Source organism: Paraburkholderia sp. RL17-380-BIE-A (genome assembly GCF_046028085.1).
Classification (GTDB): domain Bacteria; phylum Pseudomonadota; class Gammaproteobacteria; order Burkholderiales; family Burkholderiaceae; genus Paraburkholderia.
The window spans coordinates 106,313-123,031 of sequence record NZ_JARESQ010000014.1 but is presented as its reverse complement, the minus strand read 5'-3'; the positions used below and the strand labels follow the sequence as shown (position 1 = coordinate 123,031).

Genomic DNA, 16,719 nt, shown 5'->3' with positions numbered 1-16,719 from the left:
GCACCCGTTTCTGAAGTCGTGATCGCATTAACGGCAGATGCGGAACCTTCCTGCAGCGCCTCTATGCGGGCCGCTTGAGATGCTTACCCAAAATAAACGTTTCTGACGATTTGTCCCGCGACGCTTTCGGCTTGCGGGCCCCCACTACCTTGAACTGATGCTTGAACTTTTCGACAATCTGGCTGTAACCGCTGCCGTGAAAACATTTGACTAAAAGGGCACCATCCGGTTTCAGGTGATTTTGTGAGAATTCCAGCGCGAGATCGCATAGGTGCTCGATTCGCGCGGCATCCGCCACCGCCACTCCCGACAGGTTGGGCGCCATATCCGAAATTACAAGATCTACCTGACGTTCGCCGACCAATTCTTCCAGTTGCGCCAGAACCGAGTCTTCGCGGAAGTCACCCTGAATGAAGTGAACGTCGGCGACCGGCTCCATTGGCAGCAGGTCGAGCGCGATGATCGTGCCGTCGATCCCGCCTTCGCGCTCGGCGTCGCGTTGGGCGCCTTTGGCAAGCTTGTTACGCGCATACTGGCTCCAGCTACCCGGCGTCGAGCCAAGGTCGACGATGACCTGCCCCGGGCGGATCAGCTTGTCCTGTTCGTCGATTTCCTTGAGTTTGTAGGCAGCGCGGGCGCGATAGCCCTCCCGCTGCGCCATTTTTACGTACGGATCGTTGATGTGGTCATGCAGCCACGCGGTGTTGAACTTGTTTTTTGCCATTAAACGTTGAACTCTTGCTGCGTGATGTCACGCTTTAGCGGATAATACGCGGTTAATTCGCGCGGCCACCGCCAAAACTGGCGGCCATCCGCGATTCTGTTGTTCTGACGCGCCGCCCTGCCGAATCGCCTCGATCAAGTCAATCGAACGACTGTACCGGGGAACGCAGGTGCCGCCATTTTAGTCGAGTCTCCCACTTTCCATGCCCGCCCTCAAAGTCTCTTCCGACCAACGCGCCGAGTTGCGCTCCCAGGCACATGCGCTCAAACCGGTCGTACTCGTCGGCGCCGAAGGCTTGACCGACGCCGTGCTCTCCGAGATCAAGGTCCACCTTGGCGCTCATCAGCTCATCAAAATCCGCGTGTTCGGCGACGAGCGCGAAGCGCGCCTTGCGATCTACGAAGAAATCTGTGACAAGCTGAACGCCGCGCCGATCCAGCATATCGGCAAGCTGCTGGTGATCTGGAAGCCGGAAGCCACACAGCCGGCGGTGAAGGCCAAACGCGGCGCACTGCCGAGCGCGCGCGAAGCCGCTGTGGAAGCCAAACCGGGCAAAGGCCGCGCGCCACGCGTCGTAACGGTCGTCAAGCCCAGCGAAATCCCGATGCGCAAACCGAAGGCAAAAGCAGTCGTGGTGCGCGGCAATGAACGTGTTACCCAAGGCGGCAACATCAAGCGCGCCAAGAAGCGCCAAAGCAGCGCGAAGCGCGCGCATCAGTCGTCGAAATAAGCGATTGATGAGAGGTGCGGGCGAGTCCCGCATCTCGGCGTTGCCCGCCGAACGCGTCTTGCAAGCTCAGCATCGTGCTCAACGAAAGAAACCGCCGCCGAGTCGATTTGCCCAGACGCTGCGAAGCGCCCCACTGGTTCGCAACGTCAGCCAGTGACCTTGCCCGCTGTGTTGCGGGTACCTTGCTCCGCCGCCGCAACGCCTGCGCCCGCAGGTAACTTCCACACGAGCGCCACGCCCAGCAGGCTTTCGATCAGATAAAACAGACTCGACACGCCGTGCAGGATGCCAAAGCGCGTCGCATAAGCCGAATGGCCGACGTCGCTGCCCGCTTCGAGCGCGGCAATGCGCATGGCATTCATGAACGGCTGCAACGCGAAGTAGCCAACGAGCACGCAAACAAGCATGCCGGCGATCAGCCAGCGCAAGCGTCGATAGGCATCGCCGCCGCGGCGAACCAGTACGTTCGCAAGACCGAGCAGCAAAATGCCGCACACCGCACCCAGCACGCCTTCAATGCGAAACAGTTGCGCCGCGACCGCGCCCGCCGTCACTCGGTCGAGCGAGCTGAACAGCACGGGTGCAACGGCATAGCCGATAGTCAGCAGACTACCGACCCACACCACCGTCAATAACCGGAACAATCGATGCGGCATCTGGGGCACCAGGAGCGCGTTCAAACGTAGCTGACTGCGATGATTTCGTATTCGCGCACGCCGCCCGGTGCCTGCACCGACGCAACGTCGCCTTCCGACTTGCCGATCAAGGCACGCGCGATCGGCGAGCTGATCGAGATCAGGCCATGATCGATGTCCGCTTCGTCGTCGCCGACGATCTGATATTTGACGGACGCGCCCGAATCCAGGTCTTCCAGTTCCACCGTTGCACCGAACACCACACGACCGTCCGCTTCCACCGCTGACGGGTCGATCACTTGCGCACCGGCCAGCTTCGACTCGATTTCGGCGATACGGCCTTCGATGAAGCCCTGCTTTTCCTTCGCCGCGTCGTACTCTGCATTTTCCGACAGATCGCCCTGGGCACGCGCTTCCGCGATCGAATTGATCACCGAGGGACGCTCAACCGATTTCAGGCGCTGCAATTCATCGCGCAACATTTCCGCGCCGCGCTTAGTCAATGGAACAGTGCTCATAAACAACTCTATGCAAAAAACAGCCGTAAAAAAAATCACCGCGGTTAAGTGCATTCCGCGGGGGCCAGAGCGCCGGGCAAAACCCGGTGCCAAGCACCTGCGGAACGCCGCTTAACCGCGGCACTTACATCTTGGACAGGTATTCGAAGCCTTAGTTTAGGCGAGCGTGCAGGCCTTGTAAATCATAGACTTCCAGGTCCTTCAAATAGCGCAAACCTTCCACTGCGGCCCGCGCGCCGGACATGGTCGTGTAGTACGTGACCTTGTTCGCCTGGGCGCTCATGCGGATCGAACGCGAATCGGCGATCGCGGCGCGGGTTTCGTCGACGGTCGTGAAGACCAGCGCGATTTCACCGTTCTTGATCATGTCGACGATGTGCGGACGGCCGTCCTTCACCTTGTTGACGACCTTGACCGGCACACCGGCCGCTTCGATGGCCGCGGCCGTACCCTTGGTCGCGACGATCGGATAACCGAGTTCGTGCAGCATGCGTGCGACTTCGACGGCCTTCGGCTTATCGGCGTCCATCACGGTCAACAGCACCGTGCCCGACTCCGGCAAACGCGAACCCGCCGCGAGTTGCGACTTGAACAAGGCTTCGCCGAAGGTCTGACCCACGCCCATCACTTCGCCGGTCGAACGCATTTCCGGTCCGAGCACCGGATCGACTGCCGGGAACTTGACGAACGGGAACACGGCTTCCTTCACGCTGAAGTACGGCGGGTCGATCTCTTTCGTCACGCCTTGCCGCGCCAGCGTCTGGCCGACCATTGCACGCGCGGCGATTTTCGCGAGCGGCAGGCTGGTCGCCTTCGACACGTACGGCACCGTACGCGAAGCACGAGGATTCACTTCGAGCACGTAGATGATGTCTTCTTTCGAACCGTCCGCCTGCGGCACCTGCTGGATCGCGAACTGCACGTTCATCAGGCCGACCACGTTCAGCGCCTTCGCCATTGCGCCCGTTTGACGCTTCAGTTCCGCGACGGTTTCCTTCGACAGCGAATACGGCGGCAGCGAGCACGCCGAGTCGCCCGAGTGCACGCCAGCCTGTTCGATGTGCTCCATCACGCCGCCGATGAAAACGGCTTCACCGTCGGAGATGCAATCCACGTCGCATTCGATCGCGTCGTTCAGGAAGCGGTCGAGCAGCACCGGCGAGTCGTTCGACACCTTCACGGCCTCGCGCATGTAGCGCTCGAGGTCGCGCGGCTCGTGGACGATTTCCATCGCTCGGCCACCCAGCACGTACGACGGACGCACCACCAGCGGATAGCCGATTTCGTCGGCGAGCTTGAGCGCTTCGTCTTCGGCGCGCGCGGTGCGGTTCGGCGGCTGACGCAGACCGAGGTCCTGCAGCAGCTTCTGGAAACGCTCGCGGTCTTCCGCGGCGTCGATCATGTCCGGCGACGTGCCGACGATCGGCACACCGTTGGCTTCGAGATCGAGCGCGAGCTTCAACGGCGTTTGACCGCCGTATTGCACGATCACGCCGACCGGCTTTTCCTTGTCGACGATTTCGAGCACGTCTTCGAGCGTCAGCGATTCGAAGTACAGACGATCGGACGTGTCGTAGTCGGTCGAAACGGTTTCAGGGTTGCAATTGACCATGATCGTTTCGTAGCCGTCTTCGCGCATGGCGAGCGCGGCGTGCACACAGCAGTAGTCGAACTCGATGCCCTGGCCGATCCGGTTCGGGCCCCCGCCCAGCACCATGATCTTCTTGTTGTTGGTCGGGTTCGCTTCGCACTCTTCCTCATAGGTCGAGTACATGTAAGCGGTTTTCGTTGCGAACTCGGCCGCGCAGGTGTCGACGCGCTTGTACACCGGGCGCACGTTCAACTCGATACGGCGTTGACGCACTTCCGCCGGCTTCGCGCCGAGCAGTTTCGCGAGACGCCGATCCGAGAAGCCGCTTTGCTTCAGGTACTTCAGCTCTTCCTTCGAAAGGCTCCCGAGTGTGCGGCCGGCCAGCGCCTTTTCCTTCAGGATGATCTGTTCGATCTGCGCGAGGAACCACGGGTCGATCGAGGTTTCCTCGAAAATCTCTTCAGCCGTCATGCCGACACGGAACGCGTCGCCCACGTACCAGATACGATCCGGGCCGGCTTCGCCGATCTCACGGATGATCTCGTCGCGGTTATCGGTCTTTTCGTCCAGACCGTCCACGCCGACTTCCAGACCGCGCAGCGCCTTCTGGAAAGACTCCTGGAAGGTGCGGCCGATTGCCATCACTTCGCCGACCGACTTCATTTGCGTGGTCAGACGCGAATCGGCTTCGCGGAATTTTTCGAACGCGAAACGCGGGATCTTGGTGACGACGTAGTCGATCGTCGGTTCGAACGACGCCGGGGTCTGGCCGCCGGTGATTTCGTTCTTCAATTCGTCCAGCGTGTAGCCGACGGCGAGCTTGGCCGCGACCTTGGCGATCGGGAAACCCGTTGCCTTCGAAGCCAATGCCGACGAACGCGACACACGCGGATTCATTTCGATCACGATCATCCGGCCGTCTTTCGGATTGATCGAGAACTGCACGTTCGAACCGCCGGTGTCGACGCCGATCTCGCGCAGCACCGCGAGCGACGCGTTACGCAGGACCTGATATTCCTTGTCGGTGAGCGTTTGCGCCGGAGCAACCGTGATCGAGTCGCCGGTGTGGATGCCCATCGGGTCCAGGTTTTCGATCGAGCAGACGATGATGCAGTTGTCCTTCCTGTCGCGGACCACTTCCATCTCGTACTCTTTCCAGCCGAGCAGCGACTCTTCGATCAGCAGTTCGCGCGTGGGCGACAGGTCGAGACCGCGCTTGCAGATCTCTTCGAACTCGTCGCGGTTATACGCGATACCGCCGCCCGAGCCGCCCAGCGTGAACGACGGACGAATCACCACCGGATAACCGCCGCTGCCGGTTTGCGCCGCGATGTCGGCCTGCACCTGGAGCGCTTCTTCCATGGAATGCGCGGTGCCCGATTTGGCCGAACCGAGGCCGATCTTGGTCATCGCGTCTTTGAACTTCTGGCGGTCTTCCGCCTTGTCGATGGCTTCTGGCGACGCGCCGATCAGCTCGACCTTGTACTTTTCCAGCACGCCGTGCGCGTGCAGATCGAGCGCGCAGTTCAGCGCGGTCTGGCCGCCCATCGTCGGCAGGATCGCGTCCGGGCGCTCCTTCGCGATAATGCGCTCGACCACTTCCCACGTGATCGGCTCGATGTAGGTCACGTCGGCCGTGTTCGGGTCGGTCATGATCGTCGCCGGATTGCTGTTGACGAGAATGACCTTGTAGCCTTCCTCACGCAGCGCCTTGCATGCCTGCGCGCCCGAGTAGTCGAACTCGCACGCCTGGCCGATGATGATCGGACCCGCGCCGATGATGAGGATGCTCTTGATGTCTGTCCGCTTGGGCATAACGCTCTCGCTAATGTATTCCTGAATTCTTTCCGTCGGCGCGCGCTGCTGTTACGCTGCGCGCGCTCTGCTCTGTCTGGTCCGGCTCGCCGCGTGTTGGTCGCGTGTTCGTCGCGTGTTCGTCGCGCATACGCCGCGTGTGCGTCGATCACGCGCGACGCGGCGCGAGCCGTGCGCCGCCGAGACTTTGATGCCGCTTTATGCCGCAGCGGTCTTGCCGGCCTTCTTCGTGTCCATCAACGCCGTGAAGCGGTCGAACAGATAGGCGATGTCATGCGGGCCAGGCGACGCTTCCGGGTGACCCTGGAAGCAGAACGCCGGCTTGTCGGTCAGCGCGAAGCCCTGCAGCGTGCCGTCGAACAGCGAGACGTGCGTAGCGCGGGCGTTGGCGGGCAACGTGTCGGCGTCGACCGCGAAGCCGTGGTTCTGCGACGTGATCACCACACGGCCGTTGTCCAGATCTTTCACAGGATGGTTCGCGCCGTGGTGGCCAGTCTTCATCTTCATGGTCTTGGCGCCGACCGCGAGGCCCATGATCTGATGGCCGAGGCAGATGCCGAAGGTCGGAATGCCACGCTCGATCAGCTCCTTCGTGGCGCGAATCGCGTAGTCGCACGGTTCCGGATCGCCCGGGCCGTTCGACAGGAAGACGCCGTCCGGATTGAGCGCGAGCGCGTCGGCCGCAGTGGCTTGCGCCGGCAGCACCGTGACGTGGCAGCCGCGTTCAGCCAGCATGCGCAGGATGTTGTACTTGACGCCGTAATCGAACGCCACGACGCGGTACTTCGGCGCGGTTTGCGTTCCGTAGCCCTCGCCCAGACGCCATTCGGTCTGCGCCCACTCGTACGATTCCTTCGTCGACACGACCTTCGCGAGGTCCATGCCCGCGAGGCCCGGGAACGAGCGTGCGAGTTCGATGGCGCGGGCTTCGTCGTCCGAACCGGCGAGGATCGCGCCGTTCTGCGCACCCTTGTCGCGCAGAACGCGAGTCAGCATGCGGGTATCGAGACCGGCGATGGCGACCACGCCTTCGTCCTGCAGATATTGCTGGAGCGTGCGCTCCATGCGGAAGTTCGACGCGAGAACCGGCAGATCACGAATGATCAGCCCGGCGGCATGGACTTTCGTTGCTTCGACGTCTTCGGCGTTCACGCCGACGTTGCCGATATGCGGATACGTGAGGGTCACGATCTGGCGCGCGTAGCTCGGGTCAGTCAGGATTTCCTGATAGCCGGTGATAGCGGTGTTGAACACGACTTCGCCGATGGTATGCCCGGGGGCGCCGATCGAGTAACCACGAAAGACCGTGCCGTCGGCGAGCGCGAGCAGAGCGGGAGAAAATGACGGCAACACGGGAGACTCCTTGGGGAACACCCTGTTGCCGACCTGTCTATCCGACTGCGAGCCGCAGCGAGACGCATCCGGGATGCGCGCGCAGACTCGCTCGCGAACTGCCGTTGACGTTGCAAGAGGCGCGATGGGTCCATTGTGTGGACGGATCGGCTGGGGGCGAAGCCCTGCTTGCTACGCCAGTGGCGCGCGGCGGATGAACGGTATGGGAGAGGTAGGCGCTAGGGTGCGGGTTGATAAGCTCAAACCTTGAAATTATAGCGTGAAAACGCCCTTCCGTCCAAATCCGAGATGGCAAGCGAGCTTGGGAAAGCACGCCTGAAAGCCGCTCAAAGCCTTGCTGCGTCTGGCGCGGCCGACATTCGACATAATTTCCACGGGTTCGAATCGGGATAGTCCAAGCCTGGTGTCGACGGTCACCAGAATTACGCCGGCGGACTGCTCAGAGTGGCGAATCGACGCGGCTGGCAGCATCGAGGCGTGCTCGAGACAGTGTTTAGCGAACTCAAGCTTCCTGTTCGAGGTGGACTTCAGGCGGACACAGCTGTTTTTTGCGGCCAGGCAATACGTGCCAGATCGCGCTCAGCATCTGCAGCGCGACCAGAATGCCCCACGCGGTCAAATGCGCGGCCGCCGGGTAATGGCCACCACTCGCCGGCCAACGTGAAAGCACCGCGCCCACGCCGATCTGGAAGCCGAAAATCAGCAGGAAGATGATCAACGTCAGTGTGGTGTTCACCCGGCCGATCATCTGCGCGGGGAAGTGCCGGGCCATGACCGCGTAGCTGAGAATGCCCGTGCCACCAAAGATCCCGTACGCCGCCCACAAGAGAGCCGCGGGCAGCGGCGCCTTGAACATGATCAGCAACTGCGTCAGCACATACAGCGCCATGCCGACGCCGCAAAACGCATGGAGCGAGATGCCGCGCCGCTCGAGACCGCGCGCCGCCGCGCCGAAGCCCACGCAGCCGGCCATCATCGCGAAGCCGAGAACCGACACGAGCGCTGCCGCCTCGCGCGCCCCGAAGCCCTGCACGTCACGCAACCACGCGCCGACCCAAAGCGACTGCATTGCATAGAAGACGCCTTGCGTGACGACTGAGAACGACGCGATCTTCCAGAACGCCGCGCTGCGCAAAATATGCAGCGTGCCTTTGAACTGCGCGCCGAGACTCGCCTGGTGATGGGTTTCCTTCGTGTCCGGAGCGAGCGTCCATTGCGCCAGCGCGACGAGCACGGTCAGCAAACCCAGCCCGACGCAGACCATGCGCCAACTGGCAAACGTCAGCACCCACGTCAGCGGCGAGCCGACCATCACGCCGCCGAAGCCGCCGATCGCCATCACCAGTCCGTTCATCAACGGCAGGCGCGCCGGCGCAAAGTGTTGCGCCAATGCCTTGAATGCGGCGCCGAGACAGACGGAGACACCCACGCCGATCAGCAGCCGCCCCGCCATCATCGCGCCGACGCCCTGCGCGGCGCCGAACACGCCGATGCCGAGCGCGGCAAACAGCAGCGTGGCGGCCGTGACCCGCCGCGCGCCGAAGTGATCGAGCAGGACGCCGGCTGGAATCTGAGCGCCCGCAAAGCCAAGAAAATAGAGACTGGTGAGCAAGCCCAGATCAGCCGCCGACAAGCCGAGATCACGCGTAATGAACGGCGCAAAGCCGAGGTTGACGCCGCGAAACACGTAGGAAACGAAATAACCGGCGGAAAACAGCAAAAAAACGCGCAGCTGGGTCGACGACATAAGCTCCTGGATCAGGCTGCTGGCCGGATCAATTTGATCCAAAGCACGAACGATAAAGGAAAACCGCCGGCTTTACCCAAAATGATCTGCAGAATGAAAAACGCCGTCACCACAGGTGACGGCGTTGGAAAAAGCACGGTGCGTGATCGGAGCGCAATTCATGCCCTGCCCCCGCAACGCATGTGGTCACTACCGTGTGAGCCGCTATTGGTCTACTTACCCTTCTTCGCGTTGGCCGCGGTCTTCGGGCGGCTCTCTGCCGCAGCCTTCGACGCCTTGCTGGACGTGGAAGCCGATACCTTGGTCACCTTGCCCTTACTGGCGCTGGATGCCGTCGGCTTGCTGATTTTGCCTGCCGGCTCGGAAACCTTCACCACGCCTGACCGGCCACGACCCTTCTTGTTATCGTAGCGCGAATCGCTTCTCGTGTCCGCGACACGGGTGCCGATCTTCTCGACGCCGCCGCCCTGCACGTCCGTCGCGATCCGCTCAGGGCCCGGTTCGCTCGGCATGGCCTTGCCAACCGGCACGTGCAGCACGATTACCTGGCCGCGCGAGACGCTGTCCCGGTGCGTGCGGTTCCATGCCTTCAACTGACCGATCGACACGCCGTAACGCACGGCAATGGCAGCCATGGTCTGATTGCGGCGCACGCGAATCAGCATCTTGCGCGTGTCGGGGACGTCGGGTTCCATTGCCAGCACCGCGCTTTCAGCCACGTCCGCGCTGATGTCTTCGTCGTCGTCCGAACCGCGCGGCACGACGATCGTGGAGCCGGGTTTCAGGCGCATGCCGACGGGAATCTTGTTCACTTCCATCAGCGTGTCGGCATCGACACCGATTTTCTGCGCGATCGCCGCCGGCGCCGCGCGCTCGGTGACCGTATACGTGGTCCACGACGACAGCGAGCCGGAGTAGGTCTTCAGATTGCGTTCGAACGCGCTCGCGTTGTCGAACGGCAGCAGGATCTGCGGCTGCGTGGCGCCGAGAATGACCGGCTTTCTGAACGACGGATTCAACGAGCGGAACTCGTCCGTGGAGAGATTCGCAAGCTTGGCGGCCATGTCCACGTCGATATCGTGCGAGGTGGTCACCGTCACGAAATACGGGTGGTTCGGAATGGACGGCAGCGCGAGCCCGTACATTTGCGGGTTCATCACGATGTTCTTCACCGCCTGCAGTTTGGGCACGTAGTTACGTGTCTCGTTCGGCATGCGCAGGCTCAGGTAATCAGTCGGCAGGCCCGCCGCTTCGTTACGCGCGATCGCGCGCTGCACGTTGCCCTCACCCCAGTTGTACGCCGCGAGCGCCAACTGCCAGTCGCCGAACATGTCATGCAGACGCGACAGATAATCGAGCGCGGCACTGGTCGAGGCCAGTACGTCGCGGCGCTCGTCCTGCCACATGTTCTGCTTGAGATTGTAGGTGCGCCCCGTGCCCGGCATGAACTGCCACATGCCGGCCGCCTTCGCTACCGACAAAGCCTGCGGGCTATACGCCGACTCGATGAACGGCAGCAACGCGAGCTCGGTCGGCATATGGCGCGCTTCGAGCTCTTCGACGATGTGGTACAGATACTTCTGCGAGCGCTCGGTCATGCGCTGCACGTAATCGGGACGCTGCGCATACCAGTTCACCTGCATGTCGACGAGGTCGGTTTGCAGGTCCGGCATCTGGAAACCACGGCGAATACGGCCCCAAAGATCGGCGTCGGCGCTCGTCAACTGCGTGACGGAGCCCTGGTCAACGTTAATCGTTTCTTTGGCGGTGGCGCTCTTACGAAGGGCGTCGGCTACGGCTTGCTGACTGGCGGGATTTGTTGCGGTGGAAAGGCTACTCGTCGTTGGTCCCTGGCTCGCGCAGGCGGCGAGCGTCAGAACCAGCAACGCACTTAAGATAAATCGCATGAACGTCTCGGCTTCCACAAGGGCTGGAATTTGCAGCCGATAGTACGAAACGGCAACGTTTACGTCAATCGGAAAATTACGAAAAAATCAAGTAAATCTTGGGCTTGGCGAATTTTTCCGATTCTTCGCGTGAACAACACCCTTCATTGGAACGGGTCAACGGAAGCGGTTTTTCCATTCGCGCATCAACGTAAAGGCCGTCAATCGATCGGGCACTTTTTCGTGCAACTGCTCTTGCAGGCTCGCCTGGACTGCCGGATTATCAGCGCGCAAAAACGGATTCACCGCGCGTTCGTGGGCGATCGTGGTGGGCAGCGTCGGCACGCCGCGCGCGCGCAATTCGCTCGCCTTATCCCGCCAGGCTTGCAGTTCGACGTTGGCGGGTTCGCAGGCGAGCGCGAAGCGGATATTCGAGAGCGTGTACTCGTGTGCGCAATGAACCTCGGTCGCGCCGGGCAGCGCGGCAAGCGCGTCCAGCGAAGCGAGCATCTGCTTCGGCGTGCCTTCGAACAGCCGACCGCAACCGCAGGCGAACAGCGTGTCGCCACAAAAAACGTGCGGCGTGCCGCGCGGGTCGGCCGCCTGAAAGTAAGCGATGTGCCCGCTCGTATGACCTGGCACATCGAGCACGCTCAATTCGAGCGCGGGGGCCGCAATCGACACGTGATCACCATTTTTCAGACGGCGCGTGAGATGCTCGATCGCCTCGCCCACGGGGCCGTAGACGGGCACGGCCTGGCCGTTCAGCAGATCGGCCACCCCGCCGACGTGGTCTTGATGATGGTGCGTGAGTAAAATAGCGCTCAGCCGCCAACCCCGCTTCGCCAGATAAGCTTGCACGGGGGCGGCCTCACCCGGATCGACGACGACCGCATTGTGTCCGTCGGAGACGACCCAGATGTAATTGTCATCAAACGCCGGGACCGGTACGTACTCGAGCGCATTCATAGGCGACGCATTCTCTGATATGACTGATCGAGCGATTATAGACTGGCCCGCGTGGACCGATTCGCCGCCTGGCCGCTACGTGCTCGAGTGGGAACAGACCCAGCTCGACCGCGTGGTGTCGGACGTGTTCGGTTACCATGCGCTGCAACTCGGCCTGCCGCAGCTCGACGCATTGCGCGAAAACCGCATGCCGTGCCGCGGGCTGGTGCTCGACGCCGCGAGCGGTGCGAGCGCGCCTTACGCTTTTCCGCGCGGGCTGGGGCATGGGCTCAGCAACGGCGCCGCACAAGGCGGACTTGCAGGCCTGCCGGCGCCGGTCGGGCGCAGTGCCGTGTGGTGCGACCTGCTGGACTTGCCGTTCGAAGCACAGAGCGTCGATCTGATCGTGATGCCGCACACGCTGGAATTCACGAGCGACCCTCACCGTCTTCTGCGCGAAGCCGAGCGCGTGCTGATGCCCGAGGGCCAGTTGATTATTTTGGGCTTCAACTCGCTGTCGCTCTGGGGCGCGCGGCAGTCGGTCGGCAAGATGACCGGCCGGCCTTTCGTGCCGGCGGCTGTCGACCTGATTGCCTTCACGCGCCTGAAAGACTGGATCAAACTGCTGGGCTTCGACCTTGAACGCGGTCGCTTCGGCTGCTATCGTCCGCCGCTTGGCAGCGAACAATGGCTGTCGCGCTACGGTTTCATGGAAGCCGCCGGCGACCGCTGGTGGCCGATCTTCGGCGCCACCTACATGATCAAGGCGATCAAGCGCGTGCGCGGCATGCGTCTCATCGGCCCGTTGAAAGTGAAGAAACCCGTCCTCGCCGCAGGCCTCGCGCCCGCCGCCACACCGAATACACGTAACCACACTCAATGACTTCCGATCTCATCGATATTTATACCGACGGCGCCTGCAAGGGCAATCCCGGCCCCGGCGGCTGGGGCGCGCTGCTGCGCTTCGGCGACCAGGAAAAAGAACTGTTCGGCGGTGAACCCAACACCACCAACAACCGCATGGAACTGATGGGCGTGATCGCCGCGCTCGAAGCGCTCAAACGCCCCTGCAAGGCGGTCGTGCACACCGACTCGCAGTACGTGCAGAAAGGCATCAGCGAATGGATCCACGGCTGGAAGAAAAAAGGCTGGATCACCGCCGCCAAGCAGCCGGTGAAGAACGCCGATCTGTGGAAGCGGCTCGACGCGCTCGTCGCGCAACACGAAATCGAATGGCGTTGGGTGCGCGGGCATAATGGCCACCCGGAAAACGAGCGCGCCGATCAGCTGGCCAATCGCGGCGTCGCATCACTCGCGCAGATTTGATTCTTGCTGCGACGGCCGTGCCGGCTAGCCGCGCGTGCCATCTTTTTTTGCTGCAATTTTCTGAGGCAGGCTAATCCGACATGCGTCAACTCATCCTCGATACCGAAACCACCGGCCTGAATCCCCGCACCGGCGACCGGATTCTCGAACTCGGCTGTGTCGAACTGGTGAACCGCCGGCTCACCGGCAACAACCTGCACTTCTATATCAACCCTGAACGCGACAGCGATCCGGGCGCATTGGCCGTTCACGGCCTCACCACCGAATTCCTGAGCGACAAGCCGAAGTTCGGCGAGATCGCCGATCAGTTCCGCGATTTCATCCAGGGCGCGGACCTGATCATTCACAACGCACCGTTCGATATCGGCTTTCTGGATGTCGAGTTCGCCCTGCTCGGCTTGCCGCCGGTGAACACCTACTGCGGCGAAATCATCGACACACTGGCGCGCGCCAAGCAGATGTTCCCTGGCAAGCGCAATTCCCTCGACGCGCTGTGCGATCGCTTCGGCATCAGCAACGCGCACCGCACGCTGCACGGCGCGCTGCTCGACTCGGAACTGCTCGCCGAAGTCTATCTGGCGATGACGCGCGGCCAGGAAAGCCTCGTCATCGACATGCTCGGCGATTCACATGCCGGCGGCGATGCGCGCGCACCGCGTGTCGCGCTCGACTCGCTGGATCTGGTCGTGCTCACCGCCAGCGACGACGAACTGGCCGCGCACCAGGCGGTACTCGACGGTCTCGACAAGGCGATCAAGGGCACGAGCGTGTGGCGACTCGAACCGGCGCCGACCGCGGATGAGCAAACCGCTTAAAAAGTACTGGACGAGTGCAAAAATCCCTGACATAATTCGGCTCTCTTCGGGTGGTTAGCTCAGCGGTAGAGCACTGCCTTCACACGGCAGGGGTCACTGGTTCGATCCCAGTACTACCCACCAGAATTTTGGTGTGTCGATCACCGAAGACTAAAGGGCTTACGCAGAAATGCGTAAGCCCTTTTTCATTTGCGGCCGTTGGTTGCTGTGCGCTGCTGCGAGCTTTTGCTGCACGCCGAAAACCGTATGGAATGCCAGGTAGATCTCGGCGTGCTCTGCAGCGGTTGAGCCACTCGCCTCGCTCCAAACGATTTGCATCGATCAAATCGAAGCAGCGTCACAAGACCTCGCATCGCGCTTTGCCGTCAACACCGAATCTTCGTACGTTTGCGGGCGCCGAATACTGCTGATATAGTTGGCACTCGGGCATTCGCCCCGTCCTTTTTCTTCACTTCATTCGACCACAGGGAGGCGCCACATGTTTGCAATGCGTATCGCCGCCCCTGGCATGGTTTCGCGAGCGTTGTCGCGACCTTAAGTTTCTCAGGTTGCTCATTCGCTGCTCACGCGGTTCCGCCTGAAAAGGCGCTCCGCGCAATTCCCAGACAGTCCGCAGTTCCATCGCCCGTGCATAGCGGCGCGTTTTGACTGTCTCGTCCTTTCGCTTCTGACTGGAACCTCGGTGCGCTCATGCGTCACCGGGTCGTGGCAAATGACCAGAAAAAAACTCGACTTTCACGGACAGGCCTTCAAGGACGTCCTCGGCTTTACCTTCCGTCATTGGGCGCAGCAGCCCTGGCGCATTCTCGTGATTACGGGGCTGGTGCTGCTCTCCGCGTTGGCCGACGTGCTCACGCCGATGTTCGCCGGACGTCTCGTCGACGCCATCGCGTCGGGTGCGGCCAGCAACGCAGTGGCCTGGCACGCGGCAGTGACGGCGTTCTGCGTGCTGAGTGCGCTCGGCCTCGGCGCCACGCTGCTGCGGCAAGGCGTGTACTTCAATATCATCAGGCTCACGCTCAAGATGATGAGCGAGATCGCCGCGAACGCGTTTCATCGGGTGCAACGCTTCTCGACCGACTGGCACGCGAACAGCTTCGCCGGCTCCACGGTGCGCAAGATCACGCGCGGCATGTGGGCGCTCGACCTGCTCAACGACACGCTGCTGATCGCGTTGTTGCCGTCGCTCGTCATGCTGGTCGGCGCCACGACCCTGCTCGGCTGGCGCTGGCCGATGATGGGCGCGGTGGTCGGCATCGGCTCGGTGCTGTATATCGCGGTGACCGTGGCCATGTCGCTCGGCTTCGTGGCGCCGGCTGCGCGCCTCGCAAACGCATGGGATACGCGCATGGGCGGCGCGCTCGCCGACGCAGTCAGCTGCAACGGCGTAGTCAAGGCATTCGGCGCGGAAGATCGCGAAGAAGCGCTGCTCGCGCGCGTGATCGGCAAATGGCGGCATCGTACGCGCCGCACGTGGATGCGCGGCACGATCAACGGCGGCATCCAGGGCGGCATGCTGGTGGCAATCCAGGCCGCCATTCTCGGCGCGGCGCTGCTATTGTGGGCGCGCGGCGAGGCAAGCGTCGGCGACATCACGTTCGCGCTAACCATGTTTTTCATGCTGCAAGGCTATCTGCGCGACGTGGGCATGCACATCCGCAACCTGCAACGCTCGGTCAACGACATGGAAGAACTGGTGTCGCTGGAAAGCCAGCCGCTCGGTATCGAGGACCGGCCCGGCGCAGGTCCGATCGTGATCGGCAAAGGCGAGATCCGTTTCGAGCACGTCACCTTCCATTACGGCGCGAGCGGCCAGCCGCTGTACGACAACTTCTCCGTGCGTATCGCGCCGGGCGAGCGCGTCGGACTGGTCGGGCATTCGGGCTCGGGGAAAACTACGTTCATCAAGCTGATCCAGCGTCTCTATGACATTTCGGAAGGCCGCATCACGATCGACGGTCAGGACATCGCCCGGGTGCGGCAGGCGTCGCTGCGCAGCCAGATCGCGATCGTTCAGCAGGAGCCTGTGCTGTTTCACCGCTCGCTTGCCGAGAACATTGCGTATGCGCGGCCCGGTGCGAGCCGCGCCGAGATCGAACGCGCCGCGAAGCTCGCGAGCGCGCACGACTTCATCGCGGCGCTGCCCCATGGCTACGACACGCTGGTCGGTGAACGCGGCGTCAAGCTGTCGGGCGGCGAACGTCAGCGCGTGGCCATCGCACGGGCATTTCTCGCCGACGCACCGATCCTGATTCTGGACGAGGCGACGTCGAGTCTCGACAGCGAAAGCGAAGTGCTGATCCAGCAAGCCATGGAGCGGCTGATGATGGGCCGCACGACGTTGGTGGTGGCGCACCGTCTTTCCACCGTGCGCGCGCTGGACCGCTTGCTGGTGCTGGATAAAGGCAAGGTGATCGAGGAAGGCAGTCACGACGCGCTGATCCGACTCGAAAACGGCCTCTACCGGCGGCTGTTCGAGCGTCAGGCACTGGAACTGATCAAGGGGCTGGGCGAGCCGGAACTCGCGAATCATGCCTCGCGGCCGAGTGCGATCCGCACGGACGATTCCAGCTTGCTGGTCGGGAAGTAAATGATGCTAGTCGTGTGGGATGTCCGCTGGAAACCGCCGGT

General features: G+C 62.2%; 13 protein-coding genes and 1 tRNA gene. 6 read left to right on the top strand and 8 right to left on the bottom strand.

Annotation, left to right across the window (positions count from 1 at the left end; genetic code table 11):
- Positions 1-61: 61 nt before the first annotated feature.
- Complete coding sequence (locus P0D68_RS23705) at positions 62-724, bottom strand: RlmE family RNA methyltransferase (protein ID WP_091792604.1); 663 nt, start codon at positions 722-724, stop codon at positions 62-64.
- A 202-nt stretch (positions 725-926) separates the two neighbouring features.
- Between P0D68_RS23705 and P0D68_RS23700 the strand changes: the two genes are divergently transcribed.
- A complete protein-coding gene (locus tag P0D68_RS23700; RefSeq protein WP_091792603.1) occupies positions 927-1,454 on the top strand; it encodes a YhbY family RNA-binding protein in 528 nt (175 codons plus the stop codon).
- 146 nt (positions 1,455-1,600) lie between these two features.
- Here P0D68_RS23700 and P0D68_RS23695 read toward each other — a convergent pair whose 3' ends face one another.
- From P0D68_RS23695 to gloB, 7 genes are all read right to left on the bottom strand, one after another.
- Entirely contained in the window at positions 1,601-2,110 is a 510-nt protein-coding gene (locus tag P0D68_RS23695) for a DUF4149 domain-containing protein (protein WP_091792602.1), read from the bottom strand.
- 20 nt (positions 2,111-2,130) lie between these two features.
- Positions 2,131-2,607, bottom strand: coding sequence for a transcription elongation factor GreA (gene greA, locus P0D68_RS23690; RefSeq protein ID WP_091792601.1), 477 nt, complete (start codon positions 2,605-2,607; stop codon positions 2,131-2,133).
- A gap of 151 nt (positions 2,608-2,758) precedes the next feature.
- Positions 2,759-6,013, bottom strand: coding sequence for a carbamoyl-phosphate synthase large subunit (gene carB / locus P0D68_RS23685; protein ID WP_408300331.1), 3,255 nt, complete (start codon positions 6,011-6,013; stop codon positions 2,759-2,761).
- Positions 6,014-6,211: 198 nt separating this feature from the next.
- Positions 6,212-7,366: a glutamine-hydrolyzing carbamoyl-phosphate synthase small subunit gene (carA, locus tag P0D68_RS23680; RefSeq protein ID WP_091792599.1), complete on the bottom strand. Its 1,155-nt coding sequence runs from the start codon at positions 7,364-7,366 to the stop codon at positions 6,212-6,214.
- 502 nt (positions 7,367-7,868) lie between these two features.
- On the bottom strand, positions 7,869-9,113 hold the full coding sequence (locus tag P0D68_RS23675; RefSeq protein WP_408300328.1) for an MFS transporter: 1,245 nt from the start codon (positions 9,111-9,113) through the stop codon (positions 7,869-7,871).
- Between the two features lie 212 nt (positions 9,114-9,325).
- Positions 9,326-11,020 carry a transglycosylase SLT domain-containing protein gene (locus tag P0D68_RS23670; RefSeq protein ID WP_408300326.1) on the bottom strand — a complete coding sequence of 565 codons (1,695 nt, stop codon included), beginning with the start codon at positions 11,018-11,020 and terminating at the stop codon, positions 9,326-9,328.
- Between the two features lie 156 nt (positions 11,021-11,176).
- Positions 11,177-11,968: a hydroxyacylglutathione hydrolase gene (gene gloB / locus P0D68_RS23665; RefSeq protein WP_408300324.1), complete on the bottom strand. Its 792-nt coding sequence runs from the start codon at positions 11,966-11,968 to the stop codon at positions 11,177-11,179.
- A 19-nt stretch (positions 11,969-11,987) separates the two neighbouring features.
- Here gloB and P0D68_RS23660 point away from each other — a divergent pair, with 19 nt between their 5' ends.
- From P0D68_RS23660 to P0D68_RS23640, 5 genes are all read left to right on the top strand, one after another.
- Positions 11,988-12,830 (top strand): class I SAM-dependent methyltransferase, encoded by an 843-nt coding sequence (locus tag P0D68_RS23660; RefSeq protein WP_091792594.1) that lies wholly within the window; start codon positions 11,988-11,990, stop codon positions 12,828-12,830.
- Positions 12,827-13,273 (top strand): ribonuclease HI, encoded by a 447-nt coding sequence (gene rnhA, locus P0D68_RS23655; RefSeq protein WP_091792593.1) that lies wholly within the window; start codon positions 12,827-12,829, stop codon positions 13,271-13,273. Before P0D68_RS23660 ends, rnhA begins: the two co-directional genes overlap by 4 nt.
- Before the next feature lie 80 nt (positions 13,274-13,353).
- Entirely contained in the window at positions 13,354-14,088 is a 735-nt protein-coding gene (gene dnaQ / locus P0D68_RS23650) for a DNA polymerase III subunit epsilon (RefSeq protein ID WP_091792592.1), read from the top strand.
- A 48-nt stretch (positions 14,089-14,136) separates the two neighbouring features.
- A tRNA-Val gene (locus tag P0D68_RS23645) sits at positions 14,137-14,211 on the top strand.
- A 589-nt stretch (positions 14,212-14,800) separates the two neighbouring features.
- A complete protein-coding gene (locus P0D68_RS23640) occupies positions 14,801-16,678 on the top strand; it encodes an ABC transporter ATP-binding protein (RefSeq protein WP_408300321.1) in 1,878 nt (625 codons plus the stop codon).
- Positions 16,679-16,719 lie beyond the last annotated feature (41 nt).